We start from the raw sequence: 19,225 nt of genomic DNA on the forward strand, positions 1-19,225 counted from the left end.
GTTTCCTCAAGCAGCACGCTGATATCAGTATCCATGCAGATGGATTTGCCAGCTATCTCGGCAGGTGCGTATGCCTCGCTCCCCTGTCTCATGTTTCCAACGAAGGCACTATCCACAATATTGTAAACTGCCTGCAAAGCCATGGATAATATCATTGGTATTCCCATCTGAATCATAAGCTTATTAACCGGCATATCCTTCATTTTGCTACTTTCCGCCATAATAATCCTCCTTTTTCTGCATAAAAAAACGAGTAGCAAACTGAATTTACGCTAGTTCGCTACTCGTTCATGGTTTATTATATATTTTTTTTAATTGTCAAATGTCAATTTTCCCTTAGCACGATATTATTTCTGTTTTTCTTTATTATCCTTGGTATTAATAATTAAATTTTACATTATTACAGTTTTATCTCATTGAATTCCTTATATCAAAATGCTAAACTTTTTAATATTCAAATATTTTCAATAAAGGAGACCAGATAATTATGAATAATTTTATTTATGATACACCAACAAAGGTTTATTTTGGAAAAGATGAAGAATTGAAGATAGGAAAGATTATATCTGAATATCACCCATCAAAGGTTTTGATACATTTTGGCGGAGCTTCTGCAAGAAAGAGCGGATTGCTTGAACGTGTTGAGAATTGCCTGAAAGAAGAAAATATCAGCTTCGTAGAACTTGGCGGCGTGGTCGCCAACCCTGAATTGTCTCTGGTAAGAGAGGGTATCGCCATTGGTAAAAGGGAGGGCGTTGATTTTGTACTGGCAGTCGGTGGCGGTTCCGTACTGGACTCATCGAAAGCCATTGCTAATGGTCTTGCTAATCCAGATGTAGATGTGTGGGATTTCTCTCTCGGAAAAGCTGCTCCTGCAAGGACACTTCCAAAAGGTGCCATCCTCACTCTGGCTGCTGCCGGTTCTGAGATGAGTTCCTCATGTGTTATTACCAATGCAGCAACTGGTGAAAAACGAGGCTACAACAGCAGCTTCAACCGTATGAATTTTGCCATTGAGAATCCTGTTCTTACATACACAGTAAATCCTTACCAGACTGCCTGTGGTGCCGTAGATATTGCAATGCACACTATCGAGCGCTATTTCTGCCCTGGCGAAGACACTTACCTCACAGACTCAATCGCTGAGGCTGTAATTAAAAGCACAAGAAAAGCTGCTTTTGACTGCATGAAGAATCCCGATGATTACACTGCCAGAGCTAATATGATGTGGGCATCATCCCTGGCTCATAATGGTCTTACCCAGTGTGGCAGAGAATTCCAATTAGTTGTCCACCAGTTTGAGCATGAATTATCCGGTATGTATCCAAAGATTGCACATGGTGCCGGTCTTGCCGCCCTATGGTGCACCTGGGCAAGATATGTCTATAAAGCCAACATCAGCCGCTGGCTGCAGTATTCTGCAAACGTATGGAATCTCGATATTGATTACGAACACCCTGAAAAGACCATTGAAGAAGCCATTAATCTTCAGGAACAGTATTATGTTTCACTAGGCATGCCAATCGGTCTTAAAGCCCTCGGCGTTGAAGAAGCATCACTTACAAAACTGGCTCTTAACTGCTCACGAAACAAAACCCGTACTCTTACAGGCTATAAGCCTTTAGCTTATGATGACATCCTTGCAATATATCAGATGGCTTACGAGCGTGGATAATGTATGAAGCAACACCCAATCAATCAGAAAAAGCAGAGGCACCCATACAAACATTTTACCCGGATGAAACCGCTTTGGTCGCATCCGGGTAAATTTATCACCTTGTAAATTTACTATCTTATAAATTCTTCACCTGAAAATCCGTCTTGCAAAATTATACAATCCATGCTGCCAGACAGCAGCCTCATGGTCTCCAGGCATTTCGTAGTACATGTACTGGACATTATATTTGTCAAATAGCTGCTTGAATTCCCTTACTCCATCAATGTATGGGTCTTCTGTGCCAACCTGATATAACAGCAGTTTATAATTATTCTTCAGATTTGTATAATCATAACCTTTCAATGCCGCATCAGCCCACACTTCGTCTTTAAATATTCCGTTTGTAGCTGAAAATGCACCTATGTATCCGAATTTGTCAGGGTCTTTAAACCCAATATATGATGATTCCCTGCCGCCGAGTGAATATCCGGCAATTGCTGTATTGTCACGCCCTGTTTTTATGGAATACCGGCTCTCTATCGCTGGCATAAGGTCATTTTCAAGCTCATCTATAAAATTGTCATACTGCGATGTCAAAACCTTGAATGACAATCCTTCCTCTGAATCGTATTTAGCCGATGTAAATACTGTCGGGCTCACCACTATCATGTCTGGTGTGTTGTAGTCATAATGTGCATTCTGTACAATATACTTAGCACCCATGCCTCCATTCTATCTTTAAAATTCATGGTAAGTTTCTATAATAATATTACGATATAAACCTGACTTTAATTCAATATATTTTGCATAATTTCAGATATAAGCAGTATATTAAATGTAATTCTTATAGGTAATCGCCAGCTACAGACGCTATTTTCATAATGAAGTAATGTTCTGTACACCCACAATACCATAAAATGTCTCTCTATGACTCTTGCATACCATTAATCCAATATCTCCCTGCCAGATGTACATTCTTTCATCCGATGAAACCGGCTTTAAACCTGCAATATCTGTAATGCCGCGTTCTGCATTTCTTTCCTTAAGATATTCATCCTGAACTCTAATAAATTCCTCGCTTGCCGGCTTTGGCATTCTGACATTCATAAGTGAACGCAGGGGATTCTCCTGTCCCTCTTTGTCAGACGGCATTTTCTGCCTGAATATTTTTCTTTCTTCTTTTAACAGGTATTCAATCAAATATTATCTTCTCTCACTCTGTGTCATATAAGTCTCCTGAACTTTTATTTATTGTTGTAACATTCATTGTTACATCGCATAACCGTAATATATCATCCGTTTGATGTGACGTCAATAGTTACATCATTTTTTATTTCTTGCAAAAAAGGACAGCCTCTCACGGACTGCCCTTAACATGATTATTTTATTTTTCTATACACATAGTGACATCATTCTTTACATCTGCCAGCGTCATCTGTGCAAGCTTATCTTCCATTGCCTTCTGAACCTGTAACAGCCTGTCATCAAGCACACGGTGAATATTCTTTCCTACAGGACATTGCTGGTTAGGATTCTCATGAAAATGAAACAGCTGCTCATCTGGTGCACATTCCACAGCCTTATATATATCCAGAAATGTTATCTCGTCAAGCGGTCTTGTTATTGTTACACCACCTGTACCTCTTGAGACTTCAATAATCCCCGCAGCTTTTAACTGCTGCAGCAGCTTTCCTATGATAACAGGATTCGTTCCTATGCTTGCCGCCATGAAATCACTTGTCATCTTCTGGTCTGAAAATGCATCTATACATGCAAACATATGAATTGCCATTGTAAATCTGCTTGAAATCTGCATTATCTTATACCTCCATAATTCTTTCTACAGCAGCATGATAGCAAACAAATGTTGTAATTACAACGGTTACAGTCGTTCATAGGAAAAGTCCACTATAGCAGGAATTCTCTAAAAAATATTTATTTTCTCATTTATCATTCATCAAAGATGCTTACGATTTCGCCATCAAGGATTCTGTTCATATTCTTAACTGCACAGAAGTTACCACACATTGAACATGTGTCTTCCTTTTCCGGCTTCGCTGATTCTCTGTATCTTCTTGCCTTCTCAGGGTCAATAGCAACGTCAAACATCGCCTCCCAGTCAAGCTTCTTTCTTGCAAGGCTCATCTTGTAATCCCATTCATCCGCACCTGAAACACCCTTTGCTATATCAGCCGCATGTGCAGCAATTCTTGAAGCAATAATTCCTTCCTTAACATCTTCAAGGTCCGGAAGACGAAGATGTTCTGCAGGTGTTACATAGCAGAGGAATGAAGCACCATAAGTTGCAGCAATTGCACCACCGATTGCTGCTGTTATATGATCATATCCCGGAGCTACATCTGTAACGAGAGGTCCCAATACATAGAAAGGAGCTCCCTTGCAGATTGTCTGCTGGATTTCCATATTTGCCTTAATCTGGTTAAGTGGCATATGTCCCGGACCTTCGACCATTACCTGTACATCTTTTTCCCATGCTCTCTTTGTGAGTTCACCAAGTGTTACAAGTTCCTCAATCTGTGATATATCAGAAGCATCTGCTATACATCCCGGACGGCACGCATCACCTAAGCTCATTGTGACATCATACTTTCTGCAGATATCAAGAATCCAGTCATAATGTTCATAGAACGGATTTTCATTTCCTGTCATTTCCATCCATGCAAATATTATAGAACCGCCTCTTGAAACAATATTTGTAAGACGTTTTGCATCCTTAAATCTTTTTGCTGTAGCCTTATTGATTCCGCAGTGGATTGTCATAAAGTCCACGCCATCTTTTGCATGCATCTCAACGATGTCAAGCCATTCCTGTGTTGTAATATCCTTTAATGCTTTGTGATAATATACAACAGCATCATAGATAGGAACTGTTCCTATTATTGCAGGACACTCAGATGTAAGCTTTCTTCTAAACTTCTGTGTGTCGCCAAATGAGCTGAGATCCATAATTGCTTCCGCTCCCATAGCAACTGCATTATTAACTTTTTCAAGCTCCATATTCAAATCAACGCAATCTCTTGATGTTCCAAGATTTACATTGATTTTTGTACGGAGCTTTGAACCTATACCGTTAGGGCTTAAGCACTTATGATTCTTGTTTGCAGGAATTATAACCTGACCTTTAGCCATAAGTGACATAAGCTCCTTAACGTCAATATTTTCTTTTTCGGCAACTACTTTCATTTCTTCTGTTACAATGCCCTGACGTGCTGCGTCCATCTGTGTTGTGTAACTCATGCTTTAATCTCCTTTATTGTTAAATTCGAGATACTCATAATACCGCAACGCAGTAAACAAAAACATTGCAGGAAATGTACTAAATAATCGCAAAAATCATTTATACAAATCCATATAATAAGTTTCCTACGACGGCATTATCCGTATCAGGTTTTCGGGTCGGAACCATGTTCCCTCTCAGCTGTCGAACTTTAGCTCCCCGTTTTATTTTTTGTTTTATATGGAAATCTTTAAAGATTACCTAACTAAAAATTCTTGAATACGTCTGTCTGTGCTTTTAATTCACCGACTGTATTCCTGCTTTCTGACATCTCTTTATCTATGCTGTTCATCTGCTCAACAAGCTGAGATGTACTTACCGCTGACGACGTTACAGCATTAGCACTCTGCTCTACACCGCTTGAAATTCCTTCAATTGACTCAACTGTATTTTTCATAAGCTCTTTAAGTTTTTCTGTCTTTTCTGCGAATTCCTGCATTGTCTCGCTTATGTAACATGCGTCTTCATTATATTGTGCACCTGCTTGTACGAATGAATCGTAATCTGCAAGTATTGTCTCTTCTATGTACTTGATAATTTTATTAGAATTATCAATAAGCTGGTATACAGCACTTGTTACATGCTCATTTATTGCCTGGATGTTATTAGCTGTATCCCTGCTTGAATCAGCAAGCTGTCTTATCTCATCAGCTACAACCGCAAAGCCTTTACCGGCTTCACCGGCTCTTGCAGCCTCGATTGAAGCATTAAGTGCCAAAAGATTAGTCTGGCTTGAAATATTAAGGATTTCGCCTGTAAGTTCATTTACACGCTCAACACTCTTGCTGTCTTCAATTGCCTTTTTAAGTGTTCCTACAATATTACCAACCATCTCATCAGTTGTACGTTTATTTTCATCAGCTGACTTTGCAAGCGAATCCGCACGTTCACGCATATCCTGTGAATAATTGTTAATCTCTCCTGTCTTATCAGCTATATCAACAACATTCTTTCCAACTGACTCTGTATTATCGTTCACTGTCTGTATTGTTGCCGCAATTTCCTGCATTGTTGCAGAAAGCTCTTCCATAGCAGATGATACATCCTGTGCATTATCATTAGATACTGTAACATTCTCACCTACTGAGTTAATCATATTATCAAGATTCTTAGAACCTTCTACAATCTTTCCGATTGTATTCTGGAGTATATCAAGGAACTGATTGATTCCCTGTGCAAGCTGTCCAATTTCATCAGATGACTTAACATTAACTCTCTTAGTAAGATCACCATTATTATCATTGATAAGTGCACTTATTTCTTTAAGCTCTTTATTAGTTTTTACTATTGGATTTACAACTTTTCTTGTACTTATCAGGAATGCCACAATGAGTGCACCAATTGCAACTACAAGACAGACACCGCCCGTAGTCTTTGCAAATGCCGCTAACGCATGCATCTGTCTCATTGCATGATCCGTTGCCTCAACTTCACTATTGGTCATATCATCAAGTGCTGATTCAAGACTGTTACATACATCAACAAGATTATTATTGGCTAGTTTTGACGCATTGACTGTCTGATTAGTATCTACATATTTCTCAAGTACCCCAAACTGTGTCAGAAACTGGGAATAATAATTCTTATATGATGAATATGCAGTCTCTTCATTTTCATCAAGCGTCTGCTCATAATCTTTCATATATCCGTCTATCTCTGACTTTAAACTTTCTATATTATCTTTAACACTCTTTTTGGCTGCATCTCCTTCAGCAACTATGTAGCTGTATGCTGATCTTGTAAGCTTCTGTGTACTCTCTGACAGATAACCTACATTTTCAATGGTTACAAGATAATTATTTGCTATATCATCGCCTTTTTTACTGATGCTGTCTGCATTCATAATACTAAGAATACTTGTTGCAAAAGCTATAACCGCAAGCAGAAGAACCGGTATCATAATTTTATTTTTTACTGAATTCATAATCTATGTCCCTTTCTTTCACATTTTTAGTTAATAATATAACAATTTATTTTTTTTCACAACCAAAAAATTGCTTTCTGGTACTTATTTTACAGATGAAGTACTCTTTCTTTGATTTCCTGGGTACGCCCCTGATTCCAGAACTGTGTTCCGATATAGCCGCATGTTCTTCTTGCAACATTCATCTTGTCCTGATCACGGTTGCCACAGTTAGGGCATTCCCATACAAGTTTTCCGTCATCATCTGTTATAATCTGTATCTGTCCGTTATAACCGCATACCTGGCAATAGTCGCTCTTTGTATTAAGTTCAGCATACATGATATTGTCATAAATGTATTGCATGACAGAAATTACAGCAGGAATGTTATTTTCCATATCCGGTACTTCAACATAACTTATGGCACCGCCTGGTGAAAGTTCCTGGAACTGGCTTTCAAATTTCAATTTATCAAACGCACTAATATTTTCTGTTACATGAACATGATAGCTGTTAGTGATATAATTCTTGTCGGTAACACCCGGAATCTTACCAAATCTCTTCTGAAGAGCCTTGGCAAATTTATATGTTGTTGATTCAAGTGGTGTTCCATAAAGGCTGAAATCAATATTGGTCTCTTCAGCCCACTTTTTGCATGTATCTGTCAGATAATGCATAACTTCAAGTGCGAATTCTGTTCCTCCCGGCTGTGTATGCGAAACACCTTTCATGTATCTTGTACATTCACAAAGTCCTGCATATCCGAGTGAAATTGTTGAATATCCACCATAAAGAAGTTTATCAATTGTCTCGCCTTTTTTAAGACGTGCAAGTGCACCATTCTGCCAAAGAATCGGTGCAACATCTGACGGAGTACCCTTTAAGCGGTAATGTCTGCACATAAGGGCACGTTTACACAAATCAAGTCTCTCATCAAGAATTTTCCAGAATTTATCCACATCTTTTCCTGACGAACATGCAACATCAACAAGATTCAATGTTACAACACCCTGATTGAATCTTCCGTAGAATTTAGGCTTATCATTCTCATCTTTGTATACAGTAAGGAATGAACGGCAGCCCATGCATGGATAACAGTTACCATCTTTTAACTTCTTCATAATTTTCTCTGAAATATAGTCAGGAACCATACGTTTTGCAGTACACTGTGCTGCGAGTTTTGTAAGCTCCCAATATTTTGAACCTTCTCTTATATTGTCTTCCTCAAGAACATATATAAGCTTCGGGAATGCCGGTGTTATCCATACGCCTTTTTCATTTTTAACGCCCTGGATACGCTGTTTTAACACTTCTTCCGTGACAAGTGCAAGGTCATCTCTTGTTCTTCCTTCCGGCACTTCATCAAGATACATAAATACAGTTACAAATGGAGCCTGTCCGTTTGTTGTCATAAGTGTTATGACCTGATACTGAATCATCTGGACACCATTTTTAATCTCATCACGCACACGCATTTCTGCAACTTCACGTACTTTTTCTTCTGTATAATCGATTCCTGCCTTTTCAAATTCTTCACGCACTTTTCTGATAAACTTTTCACGGCTTATCTGTACAAATGGTGCAAGATGTGCAAGGCTTATGCTCTGTCCGCCATACTGTGAACTTGCAATCTGGGCAATTGCCTGCGTAGCAATATTACATGCAGTAGAAAAACTATGCGGCTTTTCAAGCATTGTCTCACTGATTACTGTTCCGTTCTGAAGCATATCTTCAAGGTTGACAAGACAGCAGTTGTGCATATGCTGTGCAAAATAATCTGCATCATGGAAATGAATGAGTCCCTGCTCATGTGCATCTACTATATCCTGTGGAAGAAGAAGTCTCTTTGTTATATCCTTGCTGACTTCACCTGCCATATAATCACGCTGGACACTGTTGACTGTAGGATTCTTGTTTGAATTTTCCTGTTTTACTTCTTCATTATTGCACTCAAGAAGACTTAAAATCTGCTCATCTGTTGAATTGGACTTTCTTACAAGGGCTCTCTTATAGCGGTATGTTATATACTTTCTCGCTACTGCAAATGCACGAAGGTTCATTATCTGGTTCTCAACCAGATCCTGAATCTCTTCAACACTCAATGAGCGGTTCATCTCCTGACATATGTCTTCAACATTTTTGCTTATCATCTCAATCTGTTCATCTGATAATCTTTCGCTGTGTACCACTTCATTATTGGCTTTTGAGACTGCCGCCATTATCTTATCAATATCAAATGTAACTTCTGTTCCGCTTCTTTTAATAATTTTCATACTTTCCCCATTCCTTACTATCAAGCTAAATCTTATACTATCTAAAATTTTGCCGCAATAATTGTAATTGCGGCAAAATGACCTTGTTCAATCTCATCTCGTGAACAAGGTCAATTATACAATATATAGGGTATACAGTCAACAATACTATCAATATATAGCACAGTCATCTGTCCCAATATCATTTAATGCCATAGAGCTTAATACAGCTGCAAATATTCTCGCACAGTCAATCTCATAATTAGCCCACTGGGAAGCCTCCCTGCATTTATTAAATGTAACAAGCCCCTTTATATTTCTCTTATCTCCGATATAACACTGTATCGTGGATGCAATTCTTTCTGCCTTCATGCGTCCGCAAAAATCAGGTGTTATATCTGAAAATGTATCAGCAAAACCTATCTGCAGGAATCTTTCATTCTCTCCCATAAGTTTCTGAAATTCTTCTGAAAATACATACATTGCATCTTTTGCTTCCGGAATATCGGAGCCAAATGAATATACTTTTTTCATGCCTTCACCATAGTAAATATTAATATTATCTATTCCAAATGTATCTTTCATATGTCTCATAGCATCAAGAATTGCCTTACGGCTGTCAGTCATTGCATTTTCCATAAATGAGGCGACATTTTTTAATTCTCTTATCTCTCTTGGATTTTTCATTGCATTAAGCTGGTTCTGGTTAAGCATAGCCTCATATGACGCTCTGTGCATCTCATCCCTGAAAAATACATATCTGTCTCTGCCCTTTTCTTTTGCTATATAAAGACAGCAGTCCGCTTTTTTAAATAAATCTTCATAGTCTCTGCCGTTGACAGGGAATATGGAAGCACCGATGGAACATGTAATGGAAAGATTCTCGAAATCTTCTGCAAACTCCCACTTAATCTGCGTTCTTATCGCTCTTAGCATACCGCGGAGTACCTGGTCATCATCAAGTCCATTAAATACAATCATAAATTCATCGCCGCCGATTCTGCCTATCACACCATCCTCGCCAACAATCTCCTTTAATCTGCCGCCAACTCTTGCAAGCACTTTATCACCATAAAGATGGCCAAATGTATCATTGACCGATTTAAAGTGGTCAACATCAAGAATTGCTATTACAATCCTCTTCTCTTTTTCTTCAGATATCCTCTTCTTGGCATACTCTGTGATTGTCTTTTTATTATATACACCTGTAAGTGAATCGTACTGGAGTTCGTTCATTATCTCCATAGCAGTGCTGGCATGTCCGACCGACTCATCTGATACAACTCTTCCGACTATAATTTTATTGCCGCTGCTCTCATTATGTACAGTTCCAATGAATCTGACAGCTTCAAATATATCACTCTGCGTTCTTATTGCACAATTCATCTTTATCGAAAAACTGTCAGCATATGTTTTCATATTAAGCACAAGTGTATCGAGCATAGCTTTCTCATCATATTTTACATAACTCTTTGAAAGCATTTCTCTCTTCCACTGGTCTATATCCATATCATAAAGAATAATTCTGTTAAATCTGTCATACTTGAACATCTTAAACATATTAGTCGCTTTGTCATATATAAATGCAAATTCATCAGTGAGACTCATAAGAAGCCTTACTCTTGAAAGGCTGTCCATTGCGGTTTCATAATCACCAACAGATTCATCTATATCAATTATCTCAACACCTATATTGCGTCTGTTCTCAACCATACCTTTTTCTGTATGGATTCTCACAACATTGTAATGCCACCCATTATTTTTCTTTTTCAGACGGAAAACTTCTTCGCCCCCCGTAAAAGACTTATCTTCAACAAACTTCTTAAATGATTCAACATCATCCGGATGAATATAATCCGTAATCTTAAAGCTTCTCAGTTCTTCACTCCCAAGATAACTTGTAAAGCTTTTGTTAGAGACAAAAATATTATATTTATCATCAAATGATGCCAGTCTTCTTTCAAGCCTGCTGCCCTCATGATTTTCGACACTAATGTCAAAATCTCCACTTTGATTATCAGCCATGACAATATTCCCTTCCTGATTGTAAAATTTCGACGGTGTGCTGCCGTCATCCCGCACAATTACAGTTTTTATTATATGATTTTAGTCCTGTCTTTGCAAGTTTATTTATACAATTTAAACAAATCCTACAAAATATGACATGATTTTTTGGGTATATTCACACATAAATATATTAACTTTTGCAATCTGGGTTTTTGGTACCAATACACTATATTGTATTTGTTTTTTAACTGCCCTATGTTATAATACAACATGTTGTTGGTCTTACACTATTTATGATTTGACCAGAGCGTGAATTTATCATTATTATGAGGAGGTTTTTACATGGAACGCGTGAAAATGAGCAAAGTAGAGGTATCACACGGAAACACGGCAAAGAAGTTTCCAGTATACGAAATTTATCTTGATGGGGTTATTGTTACAAAGGTATCTGATGAATCAGATGCAATGGAGATGGTTTCACGCTGGCAGGAAATTTACAAATAAAGCAAAGCAGGTATTTAAGTCTTATGGAATTGTTTCCCGGCAAACTTAAATACCTGCTTATTTTTTTCTTGATTAACATTAAAATCATTCTTTTTCCGGAATTTCTTTAAGAAGCTTCGCAACATCTTCTTTGCTTCCTATTATCTTTACATGGTCTGCTTCCTGTAAGGCATAGTCAACCTTAGGCATGACCATGACATTGCCGTCACTCTGTATAATCGCAATAACATTTACATTATATACAGCACGCACATCTATCTCTTTGAGGCTTTTTCCAATCCATGACGGAACTATGGGAATTTCATATATTGAATACTCATCTGAAATCGATATGTAGTCATATACATTATGTGCCGTACAACGCTCCGCAAGATTAACAGCAACATCCCTGTCAGGATAGATAACCTCATCCGCACCGTTTTTTAATAAAAACTTTGCCTGAATATCGCGACATGCCATGCTTATGACATATTTTGCACCCATCTCCTTTACAAGGCTTGTCACTTCAAGGCTGCTCTGGAAATCCTGTGCAATGCAAACTATAACAAGGTCAAAATTTTCAAGACCTACTGACTTTAAAACATCAGGATTGGTACAGTCGCCGACTCTCGCTGTCGTAACAAGCGGAAACATGTCTCTTATGCTGTCCTCTTCCTTATCTACAACCATAACTTTATTATCTAACTCTATAAGTCTGTTCACAAGGTGATGCCCAAATCTTCCAACACCTATAACAAGTATTGATTTCACTTTACGCCTCCAAAATAATAATATCTTTTACAAATATATCATAACATACATTTCACAATCTATAACATCTTCTTTTTGTGAAGTATCCAAAGTGTTATAACACATATAATTACAATTATGCCACATACTATCTCAAATCCGAATGGCACTTTCGCAAACGGAACCCATCTCTCATCAAGATTCATGCCATATATTCCCGATATAATTGTGGGAATTGTTGTTACAAGTGTTATAGATGTAAGATATTTCATTACTGTATTCAGTCTGTTATCCATAACCGATGCAAGAAGTTCTCTTGTACCGTCAATAATATCCCTGTAAATAGTTGTCATCTCGATAGCCTGCTGGAATTCGACCATTGCATCTTCAAGAAGCTCCATATCTTCAGGATATTGCTCTATTCTTTTATATCTTCTCAATCTTTCAAGGACTATGCTGTTAGACCGTAATGATGTTGCAAAGTATACAAGAGTTGATTCAAGTTCGTGAAGTTCTATTATATCGCCGTCTTTTGTATTTTCACCGGCACGCTCCTCTATCTCGATTCTTTTCTTGTCTATTCCTCTAAGATATGCCTGATACATGGTCGCAGAACGCAGAAGAATCTGATATATGAAACGCATCTTCTTCTTTGTGCTGAAATCCTTCATTTTATTTAATATAAAATAGTCAACAACAGGCGTATTCTCACGACATACTGTTATAATCGCATTCTGCTTCAGTATTATGCCAAGCGGGATTGTTGTATACATCTTTTTCTCATGTCTTACTTCCGGAGAAGGAATATCAACAAGAATCAAAGTGTAACCATCTTCAAGACTGATACGTGAACTTTCTTCATCATCCATTGCAGTCGCAAGATCATCAAGTTCTATTTCATATTGCTCTGCTACTCTTGACAATTCGTTACTCGTCGGGTCAACCATCTGGACCCATACACCGTCACGAAAATCAGTAAGTTTATTTAAAACACGCTCATCAGTCCTGTAAATATTAAGCATACAATCTATTCTCCCGCTTTTTTGTCATCACATTCATTGCCATGATGCATGGTACAGGCTGAGCAATTGCCATCACATCCGCCGTTACCGCCAATTTTTTTATTTCTCATATAAGTGACTGCAACATAGATTCCTATAACGATTACAAGAAGGATTGCACCACTTATTATATTTGACATACCAGCCATGATTTCTCCTTTTCAGACATTTATTAAATGTTTATCATGCAGTAAAATTATTTATATTAACTTTAACACTAAATGCACTAAAAATGCAACACTCCATGCAATTAAACATTGAATTGCCGCAACCATAAACGCTGCTTTTTTTGTGCCCATTTCTCTTCTTACTGAAGCAATAGCTGCAACACATGGTGTGTAGAGCAATGTAAACACAAGAAATACAAGTGCTGTCTTTGTTGAAAACATTGTTCCAAGAAGTGCTGTGTCTCCTCCAAGAAGCACTGTAAGAGTGCTGACAACGCTCTCTTTAGCTGTAAATCCCGTAATAAGTGCTGTAGAAATTCTCCAGTCATTAAATCCGAGCGGTGCGAAAACAGGTGCAATTAATCCGCCAATAAGTGCAAGAAGGCTGTCTTTTGAATCTGTCACAACATTAAGCCTTACATCAAATGTCTGTAAGAACCATATAACAATAGTTGCAAGGAATATTATTGTAAATGCTTTTGTTATAAAATCTTTTGCTTTTTCCCATATAAGCTGCATTACACTTTTAGGGCTGGGAAGCCTGTAATTTGGAAGTTCCATTACAAAAGGAACCGGCTCACCTTTAAATGCTGTTTTTTTCAAAATAAGTGCATACAGGATACCTGTAATTATTCCCGTAAAATACAATCCAATCATAACAAGCACTTTATATTTTGGAAAAAATGCGTATGTAAACAATGCATATATCGGAAGCTTTGCCGAACAGCTCATAAACGGTGTGAGAAGAATGGTCATCTTTCTGTCACGTTCTGATGCAAGTGTTCTTGTTGACATTATCGCAGGAACCGAACAGCCGAAGCCTATAAGCATAGGAACAAAACTTCTGCCTGAGAGGCCTATTTTTCTAAGCAGCTTGTCCATAACGAATGCGATTCTCGCCATATATCCGCTGTCTTCAAGAATTGACAAAAAGAAGAACAACACAACTATTACAGGCAGGAATGACAGAACACTTCCCACACCTGCAAATATACCATCAATCACAAGTGAATGTACTACCGGATTGATTCCAAATGCTGTAAGTCCGGCATCACATACGCCTGTGAACCAGTCGATTGCCATGCTTAGCAGATCTGAAAGTCCGGCACCTATAACACCGAATGTAAGCCAGAAAACAAGTGCCATAATTCCTGCAAAAGCCGGAAGTGCAGTATACTTTCCTGTAAGAAAACGGTCAATTTTTACACTTCTTGCATGTGCCTTGCTCTCCACAGGCTTTACAACTGTACTTGAGCAGACTTTCTCTATAAAGTTAAAACGCATATCAGCAAGTGCCGCCTCACGGTCTTTGCCACACTCATTTTCCATCTCTGAAATGATATGCTCCAGAAGTTCTTTTTCATTTTCATCAAGTGCGAGCTGGGTCATTATCAGCTTATCGCCTTCCATAAGCTTTGTGGCTGCGAATCTTACAGGAATTTTTGCCTTTGCAGCATGGTCTTCTATAAGATGTACCACTGCATGTATTCCACGATGTACAGCTGCAAGACCATTTTCTGCATTAGCATCACAAAAATCAAGCCTTCCGGGACATTCATCATATCTTGCAACATGTACCGCATGCTCTATAAGCTCGTTTATACCCTCATTTTTTGCTGCTGAAATCGGTACAACCGGAATACCAAGCGTATTTTCAAGTTCATTAATTCTTATTGTTCCACCATTTTCCCTTACTTCATCCATCATATTAAGTGCAAGCACCATAGGAATATCCATCTCTATAAGCTGCATTGTCAGATAAAGGTTTCTCTCTATATTAGTTGCATCAACAATGTTGATAATTCCACGAGGATGATTTTTCAAAAGAAAATCTCTTGTAACAATCTCTTCACTCGTATAAGGTGAAAGCGAATAAATACCCGGTAAATCTGTAACAGAAGCCTCCGGATGGTTTCTTATCGTTCCATCTTTTCTGTCAACTGTAACACCTGGGAAATTGCCTACGTGCTGGTTGGAACCTGTAAGCTGGTTGAAAAGTGTCGTTTTTCCGCAATTCTGGTTGCCGATAAGACCGAATGTAAGAGGCTCTCCCTCTTTTAGTTCATCGCCCGACTTTCTTACATGATATATTCCCATCTCGCCTACCTGCGGATGTGGAATATCCTTCTCATGCTTATGCTGTCTCTCAACATAATCACTGTCATGTATATCCTGTATCTCAATTCTTGCTGCATCAGCTTTTCTTAACGTAAGCTCATATCCTCTTATTCTTAACTCGACAGGGTCACCCATAGGTGCAACCTTCATAAGAGTGACTTCCGTTCCCGGTATAAGCCCCATATCAAGAAAATGGCGTCGTAATGCTCCTTCTCCGCCAACGCTCTGTATAACTGCGTCCTTGCCAACCTGAAGTTCATCTAATGTCATGCTTTTTCTCCAAATCATTAATTTTTATTTGAGAATAAATTATTGAAATTTTTTCTCATTAATTATTTGAATTTATTATTAATCATCTTCCTCGCTTTGTCAAACTCTCCTGTCAATGATTTTAACATTCTTCTAAGCATAATCTTTGTTTCTCTGTCAAGCGAGCTATACATCTTTAATGCTGAACCTGCAAAATTGAACCTGTCTGCCGACAAATCGGACAGATTAACTGCACCGCTCGACGTTATAATTGCAAAAAGCGTCTCTACAAATTCACTTCTCTGCATACGTGAAAGCCCATTAATCCAGTTACTCAACGCTTCATTAAGCATTCTGCTCGTCCTGTCAACACTCTTTACTGTCTCAAATCTGTTACCACATACCTGCCACGACATTGCATCATGCTGCATTATTCCTGTCTGGGAACTTTTTACTATCATATACTTCTCTTCATGTTCCAAAAGCATGCCAACCACAGAATGTTCAGGTACTATTGTCTTAATCTTTGGTAACATCTGCCTGTATTCTTCACTCTCTATCATTTCACGGTCAAAACCCGGTCCGTCATTATTGTATACAGCTATAATTCTTCTTTTCAGTGACGGCTTTGCTTTCACTGCTGCATATATCGCAAGATTTCCACCTTTTGAATGACCTCCGAGTCTTATTTTGCGTCTTGAATACTTTATCGTCTCATTGACATATTCCGCTGCTTCAAGCTGTGACGGTATAGGCCGGATGAAACTCATGTTAAAATCTTCTTTCCATCCGATAAGCGAATCATCTGTCCCCATAAACGAAACATATATCGAGCCGTCTCCGGGTTCTGCCGTAAACGCACCGAACTGTACCTGTTTTTCCTCATTATTGTGAAGTGCATAATTGCCAAGCAGCATATCTGCAAATCTTTTTGTATGTGCCATTTTTTTCATAAAAAACGGAGCATACCATATAAATGATTTCACAAGTTTTAATTCTTCTTCATCATGCAGTTCAAAAAAATCATCACATGCCTGTTTAAGTGTTATTTTTTCACCGCTGCCAGCAGCCGGAATTATGTCTTTAAAATCAACATATGCAAGCTCTGCAAGAATCAGGTTATCAACAAGATTGAATTCATCCTGCTCAAAAGTCAAATCACCACGCCATAAAAGATAGTCCTCAATATTAGCCATATGTCCCTCCTCCCTGTTATGCGGGCATCCGCCAAATTTCCATACAATCACATACTTTGGCACGTTGCCCGTATAAAACAAAAAAGAAGCCAGCATTCAACTGACTTCTTAAAACAAGAGCGCGAGACGGGGATCGAACCCGCGACCCCCTCCTTGGCAAGGAGGTGCTCCACCACTGAGCCACTCGCGCATATATTCACTTGCGTTCTTTTCTCTAATGACGAACGCAAGTGTTATTCTACATGCTTTTACTTAACTTGTCAATAGAATTTTTGAATTTTTTTATATTTTTTTAAAATCTTCAATCAGGCTGCCAAATACATTCAATGCATCCTGTATAACATCCGGCTTTGACATGTCAATTTTACAAAGTGAAAGAAGCTCAATCGGATGCATGCTGCTTCCTCCTTTAAGAAATTCCCTGTAACCATGAAGAACTTCTTTATCACCATTTATAATCTTTGTAGCTATGGCAACTGCTGCCGAAAATCCTGTTGCATACTGATATACATAAAATGGCGTATAAAAATGAGGTATTCTGGCCCACTCATATGCAATCTCTTCATCTATAACCATATCTTTGCCGAAATATTTTTCATTAAGTTTTTTATATGTGCCACAGAGCGATTCTGCATTGAGAACTTCTCCATCCTGTGCCATGCGGTGTGTAATCATCTCAAACTCTGCAAACATTGTCTGTCTGAAAAGTGTACCTTTAAACTGTTCAAGATAATGTCCGTAAAGATACTTTTTCTCCTCATCCGACTGGCTGTGTTTCAAGAGATAATCTATAAGTATTACCTCATTGCATGTCGATGCAACTTCCGCAACAAATATCTTATATCCTGCATAAGTATATGGCTGTGTCTCATTTGAATAATACGTATGCATTGCATGGCCTGTCTCATGGATAAGTGTAAATATGTCATTGAGCGTCTCTGTATAATTGAGAAATATATAAGGATGTGTTCCATATGCTCCCCACGAAAATGCACCGCTTCTCTTGCCGTCATTTTCGTATACATCTACCCATCCGCTCTCATATCCTTTTTTAACCTGTGAAACATAATCATCACCGAGTATTTTAAGTGCATCAAGAACAGTCTCTTTTGCATTTTCATATGAAACATTTACCGTATAATCAGATGTGAGCGGTGCGTATATATCATAAAAATGAAGCTCATCGACACCAAGTGTCTTTTTTCTTAATGATACATAATCATGCATTTTATCAAGATTATTATTGACTGTATCTATAAGATTGGTATACACACTCTCCGGTATAAATGAACCTGACAGATACATCTGAAGTGTAGACTCATAATTTCTTGCATTTGCAAAAAATACTGCCTGCTTTACGTTGCCATAGTATGACGCTGCCAGCGTATTAATATATGACTTATACTGTCTGTAAAGTGCATAAAAAGCCTCTTTTCTTACATTTCTGTCCCTGCTTTCCATAAATACAGAAAACCCTGCACTTGTAAGCTCCTTCTCATCGCCATGCTCATCATGTACTTTTCCAAACTTTACATCTGCATTATTAAATTTTGAAAAAATATCAGAAGGACTGTCAGCCATCTGTGATGCCATTGCAAGCAGCTTTTCCTCTTTTTGTGAACATGTATGCTCTTTTTTAGCAAGCATATCACAAAGAAGATGCCTGTATGGCTTTATCTTGTCACTGTCAAGAAATCGTGCAACTTTGTCATCATCAGCAGCCATTATCTCCGGCACAAGAAACGAATATTTTTCGCTCATCTTTACTGCGAGCATCTGTGCTTTGCCGGACATCTGCTGATAAGTACCATCAGATGTATCTTCATAATACCTCATAAATGCATATACATACAGTCTCTCAGTTATATAATCGTCTTTTTCAGATTCTGAAAGTGCATCCGCAAGTGTATCGGCACTGTCCATCACACATCCTTCAAAGCTGCTCTTTTCCTGTGTGCTTTTCAATGCTTTTTCATAATCATTATTCCACAGTTCATCACTGCTATACAAATCTTTGACACTCCATTTGTATTCGTCTGATATTTCACTTCTTTTCAATTATGCCACACTCCATATCTTTTATT

The 19,225-nt window shown here is 38.2% G+C and carries 15 protein-coding genes, 1 tRNA gene, 1 pseudogene and 1 riboswitch; of the genes and pseudogenes, 2 read left to right on the forward strand and 15 right to left on the reverse strand.

What is annotated here, in order from left to right:
* Positions 1–71 precede the first annotated feature (71 nt).
* A pseudogene (locus tag H8S01_RS14385) lies at positions 72–221 on the reverse strand (MATE family efflux transporter); the annotation flags it as partial.
* A gap of 266 nt (positions 222–487) precedes the next feature.
* Here H8S01_RS14385 and H8S01_RS00285 point away from each other — a divergent pair.
* A complete protein-coding gene (locus H8S01_RS00285; protein ID WP_186835790.1) occupies positions 488–1,675 on the forward strand; it encodes an iron-containing alcohol dehydrogenase in 1,188 nt (395 codons plus the stop codon).
* Positions 1,676–1,804: 129 nt separating this feature from the next.
* Here the strand turns inward: H8S01_RS00285 and H8S01_RS00290 are convergent, their stop codons facing one another.
* From H8S01_RS00290 to H8S01_RS00320, 7 genes are all read right to left on the reverse strand, one after another.
* Positions 1,805–2,380: an alpha/beta hydrolase gene (locus H8S01_RS00290; protein WP_186835791.1), complete on the reverse strand. Its 576-nt coding sequence runs from the start codon at positions 2,378–2,380 to the stop codon at positions 1,805–1,807.
* A gap of 153 nt (positions 2,381–2,533) precedes the next feature.
* On the reverse strand, positions 2,534–2,857 hold the full coding sequence (locus tag H8S01_RS00295; protein ID WP_186835792.1) for a hypothetical protein: 324 nt from the start codon (positions 2,855–2,857) through the stop codon (positions 2,534–2,536).
* 184 nt (positions 2,858–3,041) lie between these two features.
* Positions 3,042–3,473, reverse strand: a complete 432-nt coding sequence (locus H8S01_RS00300) for an Rrf2 family transcriptional regulator (protein ID WP_186835793.1) — start codon at positions 3,471–3,473, stop codon at positions 3,042–3,044.
* Positions 3,474–3,607: 134 nt separating this feature from the next.
* Positions 3,608–4,915, reverse strand: a complete 1,308-nt coding sequence (gene thiC, locus H8S01_RS00305) for a phosphomethylpyrimidine synthase ThiC (protein WP_186835794.1) — start codon at positions 4,913–4,915, stop codon at positions 3,608–3,610.
* A gap of 106 nt (positions 4,916–5,021) precedes the next feature.
* A riboswitch (TPP riboswitch) is annotated at positions 5,022–5,127 on the reverse strand.
* A gap of 33 nt (positions 5,128–5,160) precedes the next feature.
* On the reverse strand, positions 5,161–6,879 hold the full coding sequence (locus H8S01_RS00310; protein ID WP_186835795.1) for a methyl-accepting chemotaxis protein: 1,719 nt from the start codon (positions 6,877–6,879) through the stop codon (positions 5,161–5,163).
* Positions 6,880–6,968: 89 nt separating this feature from the next.
* The gene (gene nrdD / locus H8S01_RS00315) at positions 6,969–9,131 is read right to left on the reverse strand and encodes an anaerobic ribonucleoside-triphosphate reductase (RefSeq protein WP_021866928.1); all 2,163 of its coding nucleotides are present in this window, start codon (positions 9,129–9,131) and stop codon (positions 6,969–6,971) included.
* Positions 9,132–9,281: 150 nt separating this feature from the next.
* The gene (locus H8S01_RS00320) at positions 9,282–11,135 is read right to left on the reverse strand and encodes a sensor domain-containing diguanylate cyclase (RefSeq protein ID WP_186835796.1); all 1,854 of its coding nucleotides are present in this window, start codon (positions 11,133–11,135) and stop codon (positions 9,282–9,284) included.
* 324 nt (positions 11,136–11,459) lie between these two features.
* On the opposite strand from H8S01_RS00320, the gene H8S01_RS00325 reads away from it, so the two are divergent.
* Positions 11,460–11,621: a hypothetical protein gene (locus H8S01_RS00325; RefSeq protein WP_021866926.1), complete on the forward strand. Its 162-nt coding sequence runs from the start codon at positions 11,460–11,462 to the stop codon at positions 11,619–11,621.
* Positions 11,622–11,705: 84 nt separating this feature from the next.
* On the opposite strand, the gene H8S01_RS00330 is transcribed toward H8S01_RS00325, so the two are convergent.
* The 7 genes from H8S01_RS00330 to pepF form a co-directional block, all read right to left on the reverse strand.
* Entirely contained in the window at positions 11,706–12,371 is a 666-nt protein-coding gene (locus H8S01_RS00330) for a potassium channel family protein (RefSeq protein WP_186835797.1), read from the reverse strand.
* A gap of 59 nt (positions 12,372–12,430) precedes the next feature.
* Positions 12,431–13,372 carry a magnesium transporter CorA family protein gene (locus H8S01_RS00335; protein WP_021866924.1) on the reverse strand — a complete coding sequence of 314 codons (942 nt, stop codon included), beginning with the start codon at positions 13,370–13,372 and terminating at the stop codon, positions 12,431–12,433.
* A gap of 5 nt (positions 13,373–13,377) precedes the next feature.
* Positions 13,378–13,560, reverse strand: a complete 183-nt coding sequence (locus H8S01_RS00340) for a FeoB-associated Cys-rich membrane protein (RefSeq protein ID WP_021866923.1) — start codon at positions 13,558–13,560, stop codon at positions 13,378–13,380.
* 51 nt (positions 13,561–13,611) lie between these two features.
* On the reverse strand, positions 13,612–15,966 hold the full coding sequence (gene feoB, locus H8S01_RS00345) for a ferrous iron transport protein B (RefSeq protein ID WP_021866922.1): 2,355 nt from the start codon (positions 15,964–15,966) through the stop codon (positions 13,612–13,614).
* Positions 15,967–16,028: 62 nt separating this feature from the next.
* Positions 16,029–17,141, reverse strand: a complete 1,113-nt coding sequence (locus H8S01_RS00350) for a DUF2974 domain-containing protein (RefSeq protein ID WP_186835798.1) — start codon at positions 17,139–17,141, stop codon at positions 16,029–16,031.
* 118 nt (positions 17,142–17,259) lie between these two features.
* Positions 17,260–17,331: transfer RNA gene (locus H8S01_RS00355), tRNA-Gly, on the reverse strand.
* A 92-nt stretch (positions 17,332–17,423) separates the two neighbouring features.
* The gene (gene pepF / locus H8S01_RS00360; RefSeq protein WP_186835799.1) at positions 17,424–19,199 is read right to left on the reverse strand and encodes an oligoendopeptidase F; all 1,776 of its coding nucleotides are present in this window, start codon (positions 19,197–19,199) and stop codon (positions 17,424–17,426) included.
* Positions 19,200–19,225: the final 26 nt, after the last annotated feature.

Origin of the sequence: Lachnospira hominis (ex Liu et al. 2021) (assembly GCF_014287955.1) — a bacterium.
Classification (GTDB): Bacteria; Bacillota; Clostridia; order Lachnospirales; family Lachnospiraceae; genus Lachnospira; species Lachnospira hominis.

What these genes read in the sequence shown, in the direction of transcription:
- thiC (WP_186835794.1), bottom strand. Translation starts at nt 4,915, where the DNA reads ATGAGTTACACAACACAGATGGACGCAGCACGTCAGGGCATTGTAACA.
- H8S01_RS00340 (WP_021866923.1), bottom strand. Translation starts at nt 13,560, where the DNA reads ATGGCTGGTATGTCAAATATAATAAGTGGTGCAATCCTTCTTGTAATC.
- H8S01_RS00285 (WP_186835790.1), top strand. Translation starts at nt 488, where the DNA reads ATGAATAATTTTATTTATGATACACCAACAAAGGTTTATTTTGGAAAA.
- H8S01_RS00320 (WP_186835796.1), bottom strand. Translation starts at nt 11,135, where the DNA reads ATGGCTGATAATCAAAGTGGAGATTTTGACATTAGTGTCGAAAATCAT.
- H8S01_RS00310 (WP_186835795.1), bottom strand. Translation starts at nt 6,879, where the DNA reads ATGAATTCAGTAAAAAATAAAATTATGATACCGGTTCTTCTGCTTGCG.
- H8S01_RS00300 (WP_186835793.1), bottom strand. Translation starts at nt 3,473, where the DNA reads ATGCAGATTTCAAGCAGATTTACAATGGCAATTCATATGTTTGCATGT.
- H8S01_RS00350 (WP_186835798.1), bottom strand. Translation starts at nt 17,141, where the DNA reads ATGGCTAATATTGAGGACTATCTTTTATGGCGTGGTGATTTGACTTTT.
- H8S01_RS00290 (WP_186835791.1), bottom strand. Translation starts at nt 2,380, where the DNA reads ATGGGTGCTAAGTATATTGTACAGAATGCACATTATGACTACAACACA.
- feoB (WP_021866922.1), bottom strand. Translation starts at nt 15,966, where the DNA reads ATGACATTAGATGAACTTCAGGTTGGCAAGGACGCAGTTATACAGAGC.
- H8S01_RS00325 (WP_021866926.1), top strand. Translation starts at nt 11,460, where the DNA reads ATGGAACGCGTGAAAATGAGCAAAGTAGAGGTATCACACGGAAACACG.
- H8S01_RS00335 (WP_021866924.1), bottom strand. Translation starts at nt 13,372, where the DNA reads ATGCTTAATATTTACAGGACTGATGAGCGTGTTTTAAATAAACTTACT.
- nrdD (WP_021866928.1), bottom strand. Translation starts at nt 9,131, where the DNA reads ATGAAAATTATTAAAAGAAGCGGAACAGAAGTTACATTTGATATTGAT.